This window comes from Synechococcus sp. Minos11, from assembly GCF_014279855.1.
Taxonomy (GTDB): domain Bacteria; phylum Cyanobacteriota; class Cyanobacteriia; order PCC-6307; family Cyanobiaceae; genus RCC307.
Genome location: NZ_CP047953.1, coordinates 1,322,471 through 1,337,842, shown reverse-complemented (window position 1 = coordinate 1,337,842; position 15,372 = coordinate 1,322,471). Strand labels below are relative to the sequence as shown.

The following is a 15,372-nucleotide window of genomic DNA, read 5'->3' as shown; positions in this document are numbered from 1 at the left end:
GGATCAGCAACTGCTTTCTCTTCGCGTTTATGCCCCTCACCGCTTTGGTGCGCCAGCTGCAGCAGGTGCCCCTCACCGGCGAGGTGCTGGAACGCTCCCGGCGGCCTGATCGCCTGCGATTGCAGGGGGCCAGTCGTGGTGCCCGGGCGCTGTTGGCCTCAGCCATGGCCCGCTGCGAGGGCGCTCCTTTGCTGGTGGTGGTGCCCACCCTGGAAGAAGCCGGCCGCTGGGCAGCCCTGCTGGAGTTGATGGGCTGGCCCACCACACAGCTTTATCCCACCAGTGAGGGCTCGCCCTACGAAGCCTTCGACCCCACCAGCGAGATCACCTGGGGGCAGTTGCAGGTGCTCAGCGAATTGGTGGATGAGCAGGGCGACGGCTGGCAGGGGGTGATCGTGGCCACCGAGCGGGCCTTGCAGCCCCACTTGCCGCCGCCGGCCGTGCTGGCTGACCAGTGCCTCACCCTGCGCAAAGGCGCCAGCATTGATCTGGAGGAGCTGGCCGCCAACCTCGCCCGCTTGGGCTACGAGCGGGTCTCCACCATTGAGCAGGAGGGCAGCTGGAGCCGTCGCGGCGACATTGTCGATCTGTTCCCGGTCAGCGCTGAATTGCCAGTGCGATTGGAGTTCTTCGGCGAAGACCTCGAGAAGTTGCGGGAGTTTGATCCCGCCACCCAGCGCTCGCTGGATGCTGTTGATCTGGTGCGGATCACACCCACCGGCTATGGGCCCCTGGTGGCTGATGCCCTCAGGGCCAACCTCCCCGATCAGCTGGATCAATTGCTCAATGCCGAGGCCATGGAGCAGCTGCTGGCAGGCGATACCCCCGAAGGCATGCGGCGCTTGATGGGGCTGGCTTGGCAGCAGCCATCGTCTCTATTGGATTACTTGCCCGAGCACACCTTGCTGGTGCTCGATGAGCGCCGTCAGGCCATGGCCCATGGCCAGCAGTGGTTTGATCACGCCGAGCAGCACCACGGCGATGAAGTGGATGGCTTGCTGCCACCAACACTGCATCGGCCGATCAGCGACACGATCGAGGCCTTGGAGGCTTTTGCTGGCTTTGATCTGGCGGAATTGGCTGAAACCGATCAGCACCCCAACAGTTTTGATCTGAACAGCCGGGCGGTTCCCGCCTACCCCAATCAGTTCGGCAAGTTGGCCGGCCTGATCAAGGATTTTCAGCGCGAGAAAACCCGCGTTTGGTTGCTGTCGGCCCAGCCCTCACGCGCAGTGGCGTTGCTGGAAGAGCACGACTGCATCACGCGCTTTGTGCCCAACCCCGGCGATCAACCAGCCATTGAGCGGTTGATCGAACAGAACACGCCGGTGGCCCTGAAGACCAAGGGCACTGCCGAGCTCGAGGGATTGCAGCTGCCGGCCTGGCGTTTGGCGCTGATCACCGACCGGGAATTTTTCGGCCAGCAAAACCTCACCGCGAGCGGGTATGTGCGCCGCCGCCGCCGCGCGGCCAGCCGCACAGTCGATCCCAACCGCATGCGACAGGGGGATTTCGTGGTGCACCGCAACCACGGCATCGGTCGCTTTTTGAAGATGGAAAAGCTGGCCATCAGCGGTGATGCCCGCGACTACCTCGTGGTGCAGTACCTCGATGGTTTGCTGCGGGTGGCGGCCGACCAGCTGGGCAGCCTGGGCCGCTTCAGGGCCAGTAGTGATGCCCCGCCCCAGCTCAACAAGATGGGCGGTGCCGCCTGGGCCAAGACCAAGGCCCGTGCCCGCAAAGCGGTGCGCAAGGTGGCCTTTGATTTGGTCAAGCTCTACGCCGAGCGCACCGAATCACCAGGGTTGGCCTTCCCGGTGGATGGGCCCTGGCAAAACGAACTGGAGGATTCCTTCCCCTACGAGCCCACGCCTGATCAGCTCAAGGCGATCACCGAGGTGAAGCGCGACATGGAGCAGGGCAAGCCGATGGATCGGTTGGTGTGTGGTGATGTGGGCTTTGGCAAAACCGAGGTGGCTCTGCGCGCCATCTTCAAGGCCGTCACCGCTGGTCGTCAGACCGCCCTACTGGCGCCAACCACCGTGCTGGCTCAACAGCATTGGCGCACCTTGAGCGAACGCTTTGCGCCTTATCCGATCAAGGTGGCGCTGCTGAATCGCTTCCGCACGGCGAGCGAGCGCAAAGAGATTCTCAAAGGCCTCAGTGATGGGGCGATTGATGTGGTGGTGGGGACCCATCAATTGCTGGGCAAGGGCACCAGCTTCAAGCAGCTGGGCTTGTTGGTGGTGGATGAGGAGCAGCGTTTTGGCGTGAACCAAAAAGAGAAGATCAAGGTTCTGCGCAAAGACGTTGATGTCTTGACCCTCTCGGCAACCCCGATCCCGCGCACGCTCTACATGAGCCTCTCCGGGGTGCGTGAGATGAGCTTGATCACCACGCCGCCGCCCCTGCGCCGTCCGATCAAGACCCACCTGGCGTCGCTCGATGAAGAGGCGGTGCGCAGTGCCATCCGCCAAGAGCTCGATCGCGGCGGGCAGGTGTTTTATGTGGTGCCGCGGGTGGAGGGCATCGAGGAGGTGGCCGGTGGGCTGCGTCAGATGCTTCCAGGCCTAAGGCTGCTGGTGGCCCATGGCCAGATGCCGGAGGGCGAATTGGAGAGCGCCATGGTGGCCTTCAACGCCGGTGAGGCCGATGTGATGCTCTGCACCACGATCGTTGAGAGCGGCCTCGACATTCCACGGGTCAACACGATCCTGATCGAAGACTCACAAAAATTTGGCCTCTCACAGCTCTATCAATTGCGGGGTCGTGTGGGCCGCAGTGGCATCCAGGCCCACGCTTGGCTGTTTTATCCGGGTGACGCCAGCCTCAGTGATGCCGCAAGGCAGCGGCTGCGGGCGATCCAAGAATTTGCCCAGCTCGGGAGCGGCTATCAGCTCGCGATGCGGGACATGGAAATCCGCGGCGTTGGCAATTTGCTGGGGGTGGAGCAGAGCGGACAGATGGAGACCATCGGCTTCGACCTCTACATGGAAATGCTCCAAGAGGAGCTCGCCGAGATTCGTGGTCAGGACATCCCGGCGGTGGATGACACCCAGATCGATCTAAGCGTGACGGCTTTCATCCCAGCCGATTGGGTCACCGAAGCCGACGAGAAAATGTCGGCTTATCGCGCTGCCGCAGACTGCGACAGCCGGGAGGGCCTGCTGCAGCTGGCAGCTGATTGGGTGGATCGTTATGGCCCCCTCCCGGCTCCTGTGCAGTCGCTGCTGCAGCTGATGGAGATCAAGCTGCTGGCCAAGCGTTGCGGTTTCTCGCGCATCAAGCCTGAAAAACCCAACTTGGTGTTGGAAACACCCATGGAAGAGCCCGCCTTCCGCCGCCTGCGCCAGGGTTTGGCCACCCACCTGCATGGCCGTTTGGTGTATCAGGCCGGCAGCGGCACCACCGCCAAGGTGCTCGCCCGCGGTCTTGGGGTGTTGGCGCCCGACAAGCAGCTGGATGAGCTCAAGTCTTGGCTGGAGACAATGGCGGCTCAGATCCCTGATGCCGACGGGCTTTCTGCCGCTGAGCGTGAAGCCAAACAACAGGCTGACAACCAGGCTGTTTTGAGCGTTTGACAGGTTTTCCTTAGAAAACGCTTCTCAGGCTCGCAAGAGTTCGTTACACTGCGGCGAGTTGAAAAGCGAGCTGCGCATGAATGCCATCGTCGAATTGAATGACGGACTTGGCGCAGTTTTCGCAGCGGGTAGTTCTTTTCCCTTCGGATTGTTCGGTGCCGTCATCGGCGCCGTGGCTCTGGGTTTCTTCGCCCTGTGGCAATCCGAGAGCAACGACGACGACGATTCCAGCCCCGGCGGCGGCTTGATGCAGCCGGTTTCCTGATTTTTAGTTGGCGCTGAAAACGTTCAGTTGAACGTCTCCCTCAAAGCTCACTTCGGGCTTTGCGTTGCTTTGGCGCAGCAGCTTGGCTAGCTCTGATTCGGCGACCCGGTATTGAGGGTCATTGCGGGTACCGAGGTCTTCAAATTTCAGGCGCTGAGCCTGGGCTTTGCTGAGGTTGGCATTCACATCCGGGGTGATGCCCTGTTTGTGGATGTCTTTGCCGCTGGGGGTGAGGTACTTGGCGATGGTCACCGTCATCCCGGAGCCATCGGAGAGCCCACGCACCGACTGGATCAGCCCCTTGCCGAAGGTCTTCTTGCCGACCACAACACCGCGGTTGTTGTCTTGAATGGCGCCCGAGAGGATCTCGCTGGCGCTGGCGCTGCCTTCATTAACGAGCACCACCAACGGCGCCTTGGTCAGGGCACGGCCGCTGGCCCGTTTGACATCACTCACCCCATCACGGGTGGAGCTGGAGACGATCACGCCTTCATCGAGCCACTGCCTGGCGATTTCCACGCTCGCCATCAGCAAGCCGCCGGGGTTACTGCGCAGATCCAGCACAAAACCGCTGACGCCCTCACCGCTGAGTTCATTGATGGCATTGCGCATGTCCTTCGCCGCATTGGCGTTGAACTGCTTCAGGCGGATGTAGCCCACCTTGGCGCCGTTGGGGGCCACATTCACGCTGGAATCAACGGCGGCCAGTTCGATCCGATCGCGAATCAAATCCACGGTCACGAATTGACCGGCGCCGCGGCGCAGTTCCAGCACCACCTTGGTGCCAACCTTGCCGCGAATCAGCTTGACCGCGTCTTCGGTGGTCATCCCCCGGGTGCTTTTGCCGTCGATGGCCGTGATCACATCTTGGGGTTGCACCCCCGCCCGCGAGGCGGGTGAGCCGTCGATGGGTGAAACCACCACCAGCTCTTTGCTGTCCTTGTCGAGGCTCAGTTGAATACCCACCCCAGAGAGTTCCCCTGAGGTGTCGATTTCCATCTCCTTGAATTCACGCGGGTCCATGAACCGCGTGTAGGGGTCATCCAGGGTGCCGAGCATGCCCCGAATGGCTTCATAGGCGTCTTTGGTATTGCCGTAGCTCTTGCTCAGCAGATCCCGCCGCAGGGTCTTCCACTTCTCCTCGCTGTAGTTCCCCGTGGTGTCGAGGTAGTCGCGGAACACGATCTGCCAGGCCTCATCCATCACCTCCTTGGGGCTGTCGGAGATGATCGCGGCGGTGCTGCTGTGCAGCAGCAGATCACTACTTAGAACGAGGGTTCCCGCGAAACTGCCGGCACCGGCCAGGGCGACAAGGGCGATGCGACGCAGACGCGTTGAAGCCATGGAAGTTGCCAGTATCTACCAACCGTAACGTCACGGTTGGGCTTTGGTTAGAGCGCCTGCCGGCTGGTCTGTGACTGGATGTGGCCCCAGCTTCAGGGATCAACCCAGCGGCCGTCTTCTTTGATCAGGTCGATCAGTGCCTGCACGCCTTCAGCCTCCGGCACGCGGCGAATCTCTTCGCGTCCCCGGTAGAGCGAGATGGTGCCGGGGGTTTTGCCCACATAGCCGTAGTCGGCGTCAGCCATTTCTCCAGGGCCGTTGACGATGCAGCCCATCACAGCGATGTCGAGGCCCGTGAGGTGGTCGGTGGCGCTGCGCACTTGCTGCAACACCTCCTCGAGGTTGAACAGCGTGCGGCCGCAGCTGGGGCAAGCCACGTACTCCACCATGGTTTTGCGGAGCCCCAAGGACTGGAGGATGCCGTAGCAGACCGGAATTTCCTTCTCGGGAGCCTCGGTGAGGGAAACGCGGATCGTGTCGCCCAGGCCATCGGCTAGCAAGGTGGCGATCCCTGCGGTGCTTTTGATGCGGCCGTAATCACCGTCGCCTGCTTCGGTGACCCCCAGGTGCAGGGGGTAGTTGAACCCCTCGGCATCCATGCGGTGGGCCATCAAGCGGTAGGCCGCCAGCATCACCGGCGCCCGTGAGGCCTTCATCGAAATCACGATGTTGTGGAAGTCGAGTCGATCGCAGATGCGAATGAACTCCAGGGCTGACTCCACCATCCCCAGCGGGGTATCGCCGTAACTGAACAACATGCGCTCAGCCAAGGACCCATGGTTGACACCAATCCGCAGGGCCTTGTCCTGCTCCTTCAGGCTGCGGACGAGGGGTTCAAAGGTTTCAGTAATCCGCTCCCCAATGGCAGCCACCTCGTCCGGTGTGAACTCGGTGCGGTTGGGATCGGGCTTGTCGAAGACAAACAGCCCAGGGTTGATGCGCACCTTGTCGACATGCTTGGCCACCTCCAAGGCGATCTTCATGCCGTTGTGGTGCACATCGGCCACCAACGGAACGCTCGCCCCAGCGGCTTCGAGGCGCTGACGGATCTCACCGACGGCCTTGGCGTGGGCGAGGCTCGGCACCGTGAGCCGAACGATTTCGCAGCCTGCTTGATGCAGCCGCAGGATGCCGGCGGTGGCCCCCTCCACATCGAGGGTGTCCTCGTTGATCATCGATTGCACCACCACCGGGTGCTCACTGCCGATCCAGATGTCGCCCACCCGCACACTGCGGGTTTTGCGCCGGTGAATCACCGTGTCAAAGCGCGGATCCTGGCTCCAATCGGTGTCGCTCAAGGTGGTGGGGGCCAGGGTGCCGGTCATGGAGCGGGCCAAGGTCTGCGCAAAACCATGGCATAGACCATTAGCTCATGGGTTCGAGTTCGCCGGGGTGCAGCAGCTCCCAGCGCTCAAATGGCTGCACGATCCAGGGGTTTTCGGGTAGATGCATGGCCCAGAAATCTGGTTGAAAGCTGCTGCCGCCTTTGAGCCACAGCACCCCCGTGAGCAGTTGGGATGGCCTCACTTCCGTGTTGAGCCAGGCGCTGGCCTCCACCAAGGTGGTGCCGCTATCCACCAAGTCGTCCACCAGCAGCAGCCGAGGCCCTAGCTGGTCGCATGTGTGGGCCAGTTGATGGCCGAGCTTCAGTTGGCCCTGAATGCGATCGCCATCGCCGCTGTAGCTGCTGGCCGCCATCACCACCAAGGGCCGATCGAACAGACGGGAGAGCAGATCACCCACCCGCAAACCGCCGCGGGAGAGGGCCACGATCTGATCAAAATCCGCTGCGGCTTGATGCAGTTGCAGCGCCAGGTGCTCGATCAGCCGGTGGTATTGCTCCCAGCTCACCACCAGCTCACCAGCGGTGTTGTCGCTGATGGCCGGGGGCTTGAGCTGGGGCAGTGCTGTCATTGCGGCCAGTCCTTCCGATCCAGTCTGCGACGAACATCCTGCATGTCCGCGAGCGTGAGCTCTTGGGGCGCGCCCGGAGCGCGGGAGCCAAAGCGCAGCAGATAGGAGGGATGAAACACCGGCAGGTAGGCGCGCCCTTGCTGCTCAATCCATTGGCCCCGCAGTTTGCTGATGCCGCCTTTGATGCCCAAGACCGCCTGCAGTGCTGTGGCTCCCGCTAGCACCACTAGGGGGGGATCCAGCAGCTCCAGTTGCTGATGCAGCCAAGGCAAGCAGCGCTCGATCTCTGTGCGCGTGGGCTTGCGGTTTTGGGGTGGCCGGCACTTGATCACATTGGCGATGTAGAGGTCGCGGCGGCTATCAAGCCCGGCTTCCCCCAAGAGCTTCTCCAGCAGTTGTCCGGCCCGGCCAACGAACGGTTCACCCTGTTCGTCTTCCTGCTGGCCTGGGGCCTCACCAATCAGCAGCACGCTTGCCTGGGGATTGCCTCGCCCCACGACCACGTTGTGCCGAGTTGTGGCCAGCTCGCAGCGTTCACAGCCGTGGCAAGCGGCGCTGAGGTGGGGCCAGGAGCTGCTCATCGGGCCCACTCCAGAAGCAACAGGCGATTGCCTTCGGGATCTTCGATCCAGACTTCACGTCCAAAGGACTCCTGGCGAATCGATTCCAGGGCTCTGGCCCCTTGGGCCAGGGCTTGCTCAAGGCTGCTCTGGAGATTGGCGCTGGGCAGGCAGAGCGCTAGACGGCCGTGTTGCGCTGGTTGGGGCCTTTGCGTTGAGGGTTGGTAGATGACCAACTGCTGGCCCTGGTTCAGCGTGAGTTGCTGCACCGAACCCTGAATCTCAACGGGCACGTTCAGCAGCTGGCTGTAAAAGCGTGCCAAGGCCGCTGGGGCCTCACTGGCTAGAACCCAGAACGGTGCACCCATTGCCGCGGTGTTGCCCCGCACAGCATGCCCGAGTGCTGAGGCACACTGGAGGATTCGAAGATCCGAGCGGCACCACGAGGGTGTGCCCATGCCCATGAAGCTTTCGGCCCGCGCGGCTTCGTTGCAGCCATCTCTGACGCTTGCCATTGCGGCCCGGGCTAAACAGCTGCAGGCCGAGGGGCAGGACATTTGCAGCCTCAGTGCTGGAGAACCCAACTTCGACACGCCGGCCTTTATTCGCCAGGCGGCAGCGGCGGCCCTCGAGCAGGGCATGACCCGCTACGGCCCAGCCGCTGGCGATCCAGAGCTACGCCAAGCCATCGCTGAGAAGCTCAGCCGCTGCAATGGCATGGCGGTTCGCAGTGACCAGGTGCTGGTCACCAATGGCGGCAAGCAGGCGCTTTACAACCTCTTTCAGGTGCTGCTCGACCCTGGCGATGAGGTGTTGCTGCCGGCGCCGTACTGGCTGACCTACCCCGAGCTGGCGCGCTTGGCAGGGGCCGAGGTGCGCTTGCTCAGCAGCAATGCCAGCGATGGCTTCCGCCTTGATCTCGAGGCCCTCGAAGCCTTGATCACACCCAAGAGCCGCTTGCTGGTGCTCAACACACCCTCCAATCCAACGGGATTGGTGTTGCAGCGCGAGGAGTTGGAAGCCATTGCCGCCTTGTTGCGCCGCCATCCGCAGGTGGCTGTGGTTTGCGATGAGATCTACGAGCACCTGCTCGCCGATGGGCAAACCCATCACAGCCTTGCCGCTTTGGCGCCTGATCTGGCTGATCGGTTGTTCGTGGTCAATGGCTTCGCCAAAGGTTGGGCCATGACGGGCTGGCGCTTGGGCTATTTGGCGGGTCCTGCCGAGGTGGTCAAAGCGGCCATCGCCTTGCAGAGCCAGAGCACCAGCAATGTCTGCAGCTTTGCCCAGCGCGGGGCTCTGGCGGCATTGCAAGCACCGCTGGACTGTGTCCAGGAGATGGCCCGCAGCTTTTCGCAGCGCCGCAGCCATCTCACCGCTGGTTTGCAACAGCTCAGCAATGTGGTGGTAGTGCCCCCGAATGGGGCCTTCTACGCCTTCCCGGATATCAGTGCCTTTGGCCTCGATTCAATGACCTTCTGCCAGCAATTGCTCGATCAACAAGGATTGGCGGTAGTGCCCGGGGTGGCCTTTGGCGATGACCGTTGCATCCGTCTGTCTTGTGCCGTCAAGACGGCCACCATCGATGACGGCTTGAGCCGTCTGAACTCTTTCCTGCACACGCTCTGATCTTCTTGATTCGGTTTCTTTCTCTGGCTCTGGTGCTGCTGCTGGCACCGGTGGCCCCTGCCCTGGCTTTCCAGGTGCTGAGGATTAGCGCGATTCCCGATCAAAACCCAGAACGGCTCAACCGCCTCTATGGCCTGTTGGCCAAAGAACTCAGTGATCAGCTGGGCGTGCCGGTGAAGTACAAGCCCGTTGTCGATTACGGCGCTGCTGTCACTGGCTTCCGCCGCGGGGATCTTGATTTGGTTTGGTTTGGCGGGCTCACCGGGGTTCAAGCTCGGTTGCAGACCCCTGGCTCCAAGGTCATTGCGCAGCGCGATGTGGATGCCAAGTTCCGCTCGGTTTTCATCGCCAACCAATCGGCTGGTCTGAAGCCTTTCAGTGCTCAAAACGACCTGCAGCAACTCAAGGGCAAGCGCTTTGCCTTCGGCTCAGAGAGCTCCACCTCCGGCCGTTTGATGCCCCAATACTTCCTCGCTCAGGCAGGGGTAACCCCGAAAGACTTTGCCTCTGGCCGCCCGGGTTTCAGCGGCAGCCACGACGCCACCCTTGCGCTGGTGCAAAGCGGCGCTTATCAAGCCGGTGCCCTCAATGGCCAGGTGTGGGATAGCCGCCTGAAGGAAGGCAAGGTCGATACCAACAAGGTGGTGCTCTTGTGGCGCACTCCGCCCTATGCCGACTACCACTGGATCGCCCAGGGCAATTTGGATCAGCGCTTTGGTGCTGGGTTCACAGGCAAGCTGCAGCAGAGCTTGCTCAACCTCAGCCCAAGCCAGCCGCGCCAAAAAACCATCCTGGAGCTGTTTGCGGCAGGACGGTTCATTCCGGCCAAGGACGCTGACTACGCCAATATCGAGGCGGTGGGCCGATCGCTCGGCAAGATCCGCTGATGCTGGAGCTGAGGGATGTCACGGTTCCAGGGCGTGAGCGCCCGCGGCTCCGTGGCCTCAGCCTCAGCCTCAAACCTGGAGAGCGCGTTGCCCTGGTGGGGGCCAGCGGCGCGGGGAAAAGCACCCTGCTCGCTGTGGCCAATGGATTGATTCAGCCCAGCAGCGGTTCGGTGCAGTGGTTTGGCGAACCACGGCTTCGCCGCCGCTTGCGCTCGCGGATTGGCACGCTCTGGCAAGACCTGCGCTTGATCGAAGGAATCTCTGTTCAGCACAACCTCAACACCGGCCGCCTAGCGGCCTGGTCGTGGTGGCAGGTGCTGCTCAACCTGCTGCAGCCCTTGGAGTCTCGCCCCTGCGCTGAAGCGCTCGCCCAGGTGGAACTGGACGCATCACTGCTCCCCTTGCCCCTGAGCTCGCTCTCGGGTGGGCAGCGTCAGCGGGTGGCCTTGGCGCGGCTGCTGCGTCAAAACGCGGAGTTGCTGTTGGCCGATGAACCCCTCGCCCAGCTCGATCCGCCCTTGGCACGGCGCTTGTTGCAGTTGCTATTGGGGTTGGCAATGCCTCCGCGGGGGTTGTTGATGAGCCTGCACCGCTCCGATTGGTTGGAGGATTTTGATCGGGTGGTAGGCCTGCGCCACGGTGAACTGTTATTCGATTGCCCTCCTTCGGCGCTGTCAGCCGCGGATTTGGAGCAGCTGTATTCATGAGCCCCGCTGGCCAGCTGCTGCTGCCCGCGTTGGTGCTGTTGCCGCTGCTGGCGCTGCTGCCAGCGTCCTGGCATGGCGGCGGCTTTGATCTGATCGGCCAGTTCCTGGTGGCGGCGGTTCAACCCAGCACCGATCCAGCTTTGATCGCGGCATCGCTCAGAGGAATCGCCGTCACCGTGGCGGTGGCTCTCTGGTCGTGGCTGTTCAGCTTGTTGCTTGGCGTGATTGGCGGGGTTCTCTCCGCTGAGGTGGTGAGCCGCACGCTCTGGGGGTGCAGTTGGCCGGCGCTGCTGTTGCGCCGCGTGCTCGTGATTCCGCGCTCGTTGCATGAGCTGCTGTGGGGCTTGATCCTGTTGCAGCTGCTCGGCTTGCATCCGGCTGTGGCGGTGCTGGCCATTGCTCTGCCCTATGGAGCCTTGTTTGCCCGTGTGGTGGCCGAACAGCTCGATGGCTTGCCGCGCCGCAACCTTGAGGCGTTGCGGTTGGCGGGTGCGCCGGCTCCCGCCGCCTTGTTGATGGCGCTCTCGCCGCCGCTTTGGCCCCAGTTGCTCAGCTATGGGGGCTACCGGCTTGAGTGCGCCTTGCGCTCGGCCACCTTGCTGGGGGTGTTTGGCCTTGGGGGCATTGGCGCTGATCTGCGCTTGGCCCTGCAGTCCTTGCAGTTCCATGAGGTGTGGACCAGCCTTTGGCTGTTGGCCGCGGTGATGCTGGCCCTCGAGCTGGTGTTGGCGCGCTTGCGGCAGCGCTGGCAAGAGCCCAACCGCGAATTGCTTGGTGGCTTCGCCGCCTTGCTGTTGCTGTTGCTGCCAGCATCGCGCTGGTTGGAGCTGCGCTGGCAGGTGCTGTTTTCCCCCTGGCAATGGCCGGAGGTGCTGCCCCTGTGGGACCCCAATGGTTGGCTGCAGGACTGGCCGCAGTTGATTGGCAGCACGCTGCTGCTGACTGCCTTGGCGGCTTTGTTGGCGGTGGCCCTGTTGCCGTTGTTGTTGCTGCTCTTGGGGCCAGGGCGCTGGCCGCGCTTGTTGCTGTCAGCGTGCGGTCTATTGGCGCGTTTGCTGCCGCCGCCCTTAACCGCTCTGTTGCTGCTGTTTGTGCTTCAGCCCGGGCTATTACCGGCGGTGTTGGCGCTGGGTATTCACAACGCCGGGATCCTTGGACGTCTTGGTCTGGAGGGGCTGGACGCCTTGCCACCACAGCCGGCTCAGGCATTGCGGCTCGCCGGCGGCAGTCCGCGGCAGGTGTTGCTGATGGCTGGCTTCAACGGCATCGGCCGCAGCTATCTGAGTTTTGGTGCCTACCGCGCTGATGTGATCCTGCGCGAAAGCGTGGTGGTGGGGCTGGTGGGCGCCGGTGGTTTGGGGGTGGTGCTGCTGGAGTCGTTGAGTTCGTTTGCCTGGGGCGAGGTGTTGCCGGTTTTGGTGGTGTATGCCGCCCTCACCTTGGTGGGCGAACAATTGGCTGATCTGTATCGCCGCCGCTTGCTGAGCGGTCCGCTCCCCCAGGAGGGGTGTCCCCCCTCTGCGAGCAGCTAATCAACACCATGTGCTGGAGCTGAGCCTGAGGTTCAGAGCTCATCTGCACCGTGATGACCAAATCTCAAGCGCCGACGCCCGAGCTGTTGGCCTTGCATCGCCGCTATGGCCAGAGCCGTTGCCTCAAGCTTCGCAACCGGCTTGTTGAAGCCCACCTCAATCTCGTGCGTCAGCAGGCCGCTCGCTTTTCCCAGGCCAGCAGCGCCTGCTACGACGACTTGTTTCAGCAGGGCTGCTTTGGGCTGCTCGATGCTGTTCAGCGCTACCAACCGCAGCGCGGCTATGCCTTCAGCACCTATGCGGTCACGTTGATTCGCGGCCAAATGCAGCACTACCTGCGCGATCGGCACCACCTGATTCGCTCCCCTTGGCGGCTGCGTCAGCTGTTGAGCCGTTGGGATCAGTTGCAAAACCAGCGCCAGCAAGCCGGCCTGCCGCCTCTGGATCGGCGCGGCCAGGCCCGCAGCCTCGGCTGCCGCGTTGAGCGCCTGCAGATGGCTTTACAGATGCGCGCAGCCTTGAATCTGCGTTCCTTCGATGCCGCCCCTGAGGGCAGCGCTTTCGAGCCCGCCGATCAGCGTCCTACCCCAGAAGCACGCTTGGCGGAAGCGGAACTGGAGGAGTGGATCGAGGCGCAGAGCCCGGATGATCAACTCCTCTTACGCGGCGTGATGCACCAAGGCTTGAGTCAGCGCCAGTTGGCACGTCAATTGGGTTGGTCGCCATGCCGCGTGAATCGGCGCCTCCAACAGCTGCGTCAGCAGGCGCTGCAGCAGTTCAACGCAACACCACCATCGCGGCCGCGGCGGCAATGGCCGTCATCAGGGCATTGACCCCTTCATTGCTGAGCCAAGGCAGCTGAGGCTGCAGTTCGCTGCCGATCAAGCTCTCCACCAAGGTGGCGAGCCAGGCGATCACGCTGATCGGCAGCAGCAGCTCCCAACCCACGAGCGACAGGCTGCAACCAATCAGGCTGAACACACCAGCACCAGCCAGGCTGGCGAGGGTGCCTTCCAAGCTCACGGCGCCTTCGGTGCCTGGGGTAACCACTTGCAATCGGCTCAAGCTGATGGTTGTGCGGCCCCAGCGTTTGCCGATTTCACTGCCGCAGGTGTCGCCGAGCTTGGCCGCAAAGCTGGCCACAAAACCCACGAGCAACAGATGGGTTGGGGCTCCGGGCAGTTGGCTCAGCAGCGCTAATGCTGCGCCTGTGGCCGCTGAGCCCCAAACGTTTTCTGGGCCGCGCCGGCCGCCACGGGCTTCTGCAATCCCCAGTTCCGCCTTGCGGGCAAAGCCCAACTTGGTAACTGCCGAGCCAAGGGCCAGATAGAGCACCACCGCGAGCCAGCCCCGCCATCCCAGCGTGGCTCCCAGCAGGGTTCCCAAGGCCCAGGCATGCCACCAGCCGCTGCGCGTCAGTACTGGCACACGCTTGACCGGCAGGATCAGGCCGGCATTGATCAGGGCACTGAGGCCCCAGGCCGCTACGGCCCCCATGGCGATGGCGCAAAACCGGTCCAGTCAAGCGGGACAGCACCAGAAACCAAAGCAAATATTTGAATAAGAAGAGATTGTGTGACGGTTAAGATACTGCTTATTGGTTTGAGCTATCAATATTGGTTGATGTGTTGAATGGCACGTCTCATCAGGAGGAGGAGTGAGCGACAAGGTCGCTGCAGCTGCCTGGGATGAGTGTCTGGTTGAATTGGCGGGTCCACCGGCTGGTTGGTGGTACGTGCGCCCTGTTCCCAGAGCGCTGCAACAAAGCTTGGGCCGGCGTTCCATTCGCCGCTACCTCGCCTCGACATTCGTTCAAGCCCATCGCCTGGCGGCCGATGTGCATGAGCAGGTAGAGCGTTTGCTGGGCCTCAGCGCCGGAGAGCTTCAGCTGCGTGGGCGCGAAATTCGCCTGGTGGCTCGCGAGTGTGCCCGCCGCTGGCGTGAGCGACTCTCAGCAGCAGCCCTGCCAACCCCAAGCCGGCCTGATGAATCCGAGCTGGTGGAGCTGTTGATGAACGGCTTCCGCAGTCGTGGATTGGTGCTTGAGGAGCCAGATTTTTTGGAGGCGCGTGAGGCGTTTCTGGCCCAGCTCGTCAGGCCTTTGCCGCCGCTGCCGGCCCCCCGCCTTCGGCCCAACACCGTGGCGGGTTGGGTCGCCGCGCGTCAGCGTTTGCGGCCTGTGAGTGCCAGCACGCGCCAGGCCTGGCAGCGGGAGCTGCGGCGGCTGCTGGTCTTTAGCGATGTCAGCCTGCCCGGGGCGATCACCGAGGGCGCGGCCTTTCGCTGGCGCAACCATGTGCTGAGCAGCGTCAGCCTCGCCACAGCCCAGCGCCGGTTGAGCTTGATTGATGCGTTTTACGCCGATGCCCTGCGCTCGGCCCTGGTGGAGCACAACCCCTTTGCCTCTCTGCCGCCGCTCCACGCCAGCAGCCTCCCTCTGAGGCCCCTCAATCCTGAACTGCTCAAAGAGCTAGACCACGAGCGCCGCAGCGATCCCATCTATGCCCTGGTTCGTTGGCTTGGCTTGAGGCCAAGAGAGGCGGCTGAGCTCAGGCCCATCGATTGGACCTGCCTCGATGGCAATCCAGTGCTGTGCATTCGTTCGGGCCGTTCGGCTCAGCAGCGCTGTCTGCAAATTCCCGAGCCCTTGAAGCCGCTCTGGCAGCAATGCAATGGGCCTGGCGAGACCCCCCTCTGGGGTGAGTTGCCTGATGTAACCCCGCCGCTGTTGGCCCGCCGCTGGGCTGATGGCCTGCGGCGTCACAGCTTTTGTAATGCCACAGAACTGCGCCAAGAGTGCGCCCGCCAGTGGCGCCAGCAAGGGGTTTCCGAGCCGGTCGTGCGTCAGTTGTTGGGTGCGGCCAGGAGCACGCGGATGTTGCACTGCCCAACGGAAACCACACAGCCGGACATCTGCACCTGATAATCAGCGCTGGCCTTGGTGTGAGCTGTG

General features: G+C 62.8%; 14 protein-coding genes. 8 read left to right on the top strand and 6 right to left on the bottom strand.

Features of this window, described 5'->3' with window-relative positions; all coding sequences use genetic code 11:
- Positions 1 to 29: 29 nt before the first annotated feature.
- Positions 30 to 3,581: a transcription-repair coupling factor gene (gene mfd / locus SynMINOS11_RS07415; protein ID WP_186547652.1), complete on the top strand. Its 3,552-nt coding sequence runs from the start codon at positions 30 to 32 to the stop codon at positions 3,579 to 3,581.
- Between the two features lie 76 nt (positions 3,582 to 3,657).
- Positions 3,658 to 3,846 (top strand): hypothetical protein, encoded by a 189-nt coding sequence (locus tag SynMINOS11_RS07410; RefSeq protein WP_186547650.1) that lies wholly within the window; start codon positions 3,658 to 3,660, stop codon positions 3,844 to 3,846.
- Positions 3,847 to 3,849: 3 nt separating this feature from the next.
- Here SynMINOS11_RS07410 and SynMINOS11_RS07405 read toward each other — a convergent pair whose 3' ends face one another.
- The 5 genes from SynMINOS11_RS07405 to SynMINOS11_RS07385 form a co-directional block, all read right to left on the bottom strand.
- Entirely contained in the window at positions 3,850 to 5,190 is a 1,341-nt protein-coding gene (locus SynMINOS11_RS07405) for a S41 family peptidase (protein WP_011935880.1), read from the bottom strand.
- Between the two features lie 92 nt (positions 5,191 to 5,282).
- Positions 5,283 to 6,515: a (E)-4-hydroxy-3-methylbut-2-enyl-diphosphate synthase gene (gene ispG, locus SynMINOS11_RS07400; RefSeq protein WP_011935879.1), complete on the bottom strand. Its 1,233-nt coding sequence runs from the start codon at positions 6,513 to 6,515 to the stop codon at positions 5,283 to 5,285.
- A gap of 40 nt (positions 6,516 to 6,555) precedes the next feature.
- On the bottom strand, positions 6,556 to 7,104 hold the full coding sequence (locus tag SynMINOS11_RS07395; RefSeq protein WP_011935878.1) for a phosphoribosyltransferase: 549 nt from the start codon (positions 7,102 to 7,104) through the stop codon (positions 6,556 to 6,558).
- Positions 7,101 to 7,685, bottom strand: a complete 585-nt coding sequence (locus SynMINOS11_RS07390) for a uracil-DNA glycosylase (protein WP_186547648.1) — start codon at positions 7,683 to 7,685, stop codon at positions 7,101 to 7,103. The genes SynMINOS11_RS07395 and SynMINOS11_RS07390 overlap by 4 nt, the downstream gene beginning before the upstream one ends.
- On the bottom strand, positions 7,682 to 8,032 hold the full coding sequence (locus SynMINOS11_RS07385; RefSeq protein ID WP_186547646.1) for a VOC family protein: 351 nt from the start codon (positions 8,030 to 8,032) through the stop codon (positions 7,682 to 7,684). The genes SynMINOS11_RS07390 and SynMINOS11_RS07385 overlap by 4 nt, the downstream gene beginning before the upstream one ends.
- Positions 8,033 to 8,114: 82 nt before the next feature.
- On the opposite strand from SynMINOS11_RS07385, the gene SynMINOS11_RS07380 reads away from it, so the two are divergent.
- From SynMINOS11_RS07380 to SynMINOS11_RS07360, 5 genes are read left to right on the top strand one after another with little or no spacing between them, the layout of a single operon-like run.
- Positions 8,115 to 9,293, top strand: coding sequence for a pyridoxal phosphate-dependent aminotransferase (locus SynMINOS11_RS07380; protein ID WP_186547644.1), 1,179 nt, complete (start codon positions 8,115 to 8,117; stop codon positions 9,291 to 9,293).
- Positions 9,290 to 10,180, top strand: coding sequence for a putative selenate ABC transporter substrate-binding protein (locus tag SynMINOS11_RS07375; protein WP_441351178.1), 891 nt, complete (start codon positions 9,290 to 9,292; stop codon positions 10,178 to 10,180). Before SynMINOS11_RS07380 ends, SynMINOS11_RS07375 begins: the two co-directional genes overlap by 4 nt.
- Positions 10,180 to 10,887 carry an ATP-binding cassette domain-containing protein gene (locus SynMINOS11_RS07370; RefSeq protein ID WP_186547640.1) on the top strand — a complete coding sequence of 236 codons (708 nt, stop codon included), beginning with the start codon at positions 10,180 to 10,182 and terminating at the stop codon, positions 10,885 to 10,887. Before SynMINOS11_RS07375 ends, SynMINOS11_RS07370 begins: the two co-directional genes overlap by 1 nt.
- Positions 10,884 to 12,419 carry a PhnE/PtxC family ABC transporter permease gene (locus SynMINOS11_RS07365; RefSeq protein WP_186547638.1) on the top strand — a complete coding sequence of 512 codons (1,536 nt, stop codon included), beginning with the start codon at positions 10,884 to 10,886 and terminating at the stop codon, positions 12,417 to 12,419. Before SynMINOS11_RS07370 ends, SynMINOS11_RS07365 begins: the two co-directional genes overlap by 4 nt.
- A gap of 53 nt (positions 12,420 to 12,472) precedes the next feature.
- Positions 12,473 to 13,252 (top strand): sigma-70 family RNA polymerase sigma factor, encoded by a 780-nt coding sequence (locus SynMINOS11_RS07360; RefSeq protein WP_186547636.1) that lies wholly within the window; start codon positions 12,473 to 12,475, stop codon positions 13,250 to 13,252.
- On the opposite strand, the gene SynMINOS11_RS07355 is transcribed toward SynMINOS11_RS07360, so the two are convergent.
- Positions 13,197 to 13,916, bottom strand: coding sequence for a DUF92 domain-containing protein (locus tag SynMINOS11_RS07355; RefSeq protein ID WP_186547634.1), 720 nt, complete (start codon positions 13,914 to 13,916; stop codon positions 13,197 to 13,199). The two genes, SynMINOS11_RS07360 and SynMINOS11_RS07355, sit on opposite strands and share 56 nt — an antisense overlap.
- A gap of 160 nt (positions 13,917 to 14,076) precedes the next feature.
- Between SynMINOS11_RS07355 and SynMINOS11_RS07350 the strand changes: the two genes are divergently transcribed.
- Positions 14,077 to 15,342 (top strand): tyrosine-type recombinase/integrase, encoded by a 1,266-nt coding sequence (locus SynMINOS11_RS07350; RefSeq protein ID WP_186547632.1) that lies wholly within the window; start codon positions 14,077 to 14,079, stop codon positions 15,340 to 15,342.
- Positions 15,343 to 15,372 lie beyond the last annotated feature (30 nt).

Coding starts and splice junctions, on each gene's coding strand:
- SynMINOS11_RS07385 (WP_186547646.1), bottom strand. CDS start 8,032: ATGGGTGCACCGTTCTGGGTTCTAGCCAGTGAGGCCCCAGCGGCCTTG.
- SynMINOS11_RS07370 (WP_186547640.1), top strand. CDS start 10,180: ATGCTGGAGCTGAGGGATGTCACGGTTCCAGGGCGTGAGCGCCCGCGG.
- SynMINOS11_RS07405 (WP_011935880.1), bottom strand. CDS start 5,190: ATGGCTTCAACGCGTCTGCGTCGCATCGCCCTTGTCGCCCTGGCCGGT.
- SynMINOS11_RS07365 (WP_186547638.1), top strand. CDS start 10,884: ATGAGCCCCGCTGGCCAGCTGCTGCTGCCCGCGTTGGTGCTGTTGCCG.
- ispG (WP_011935879.1), bottom strand. CDS start 6,515: ATGACCGGCACCCTGGCCCCCACCACCTTGAGCGACACCGATTGGAGC.
- mfd (WP_186547652.1), top strand. CDS start 30: ATGCCCCTCACCGCTTTGGTGCGCCAGCTGCAGCAGGTGCCCCTCACC.
- SynMINOS11_RS07360 (WP_186547636.1), top strand. CDS start 12,473: ATGACCAAATCTCAAGCGCCGACGCCCGAGCTGTTGGCCTTGCATCGC.
- SynMINOS11_RS07410 (WP_186547650.1), top strand. CDS start 3,658: ATGAATGCCATCGTCGAATTGAATGACGGACTTGGCGCAGTTTTCGCA.
- SynMINOS11_RS07355 (WP_186547634.1), bottom strand. CDS start 13,916: ATGGGGGCCGTAGCGGCCTGGGGCCTCAGTGCCCTGATCAATGCCGGC.
- SynMINOS11_RS07395 (WP_011935878.1), bottom strand. CDS start 7,104: ATGACAGCACTGCCCCAGCTCAAGCCCCCGGCCATCAGCGACAACACC.
- SynMINOS11_RS07390 (WP_186547648.1), bottom strand. CDS start 7,685: ATGAGCAGCTCCTGGCCCCACCTCAGCGCCGCTTGCCACGGCTGTGAA.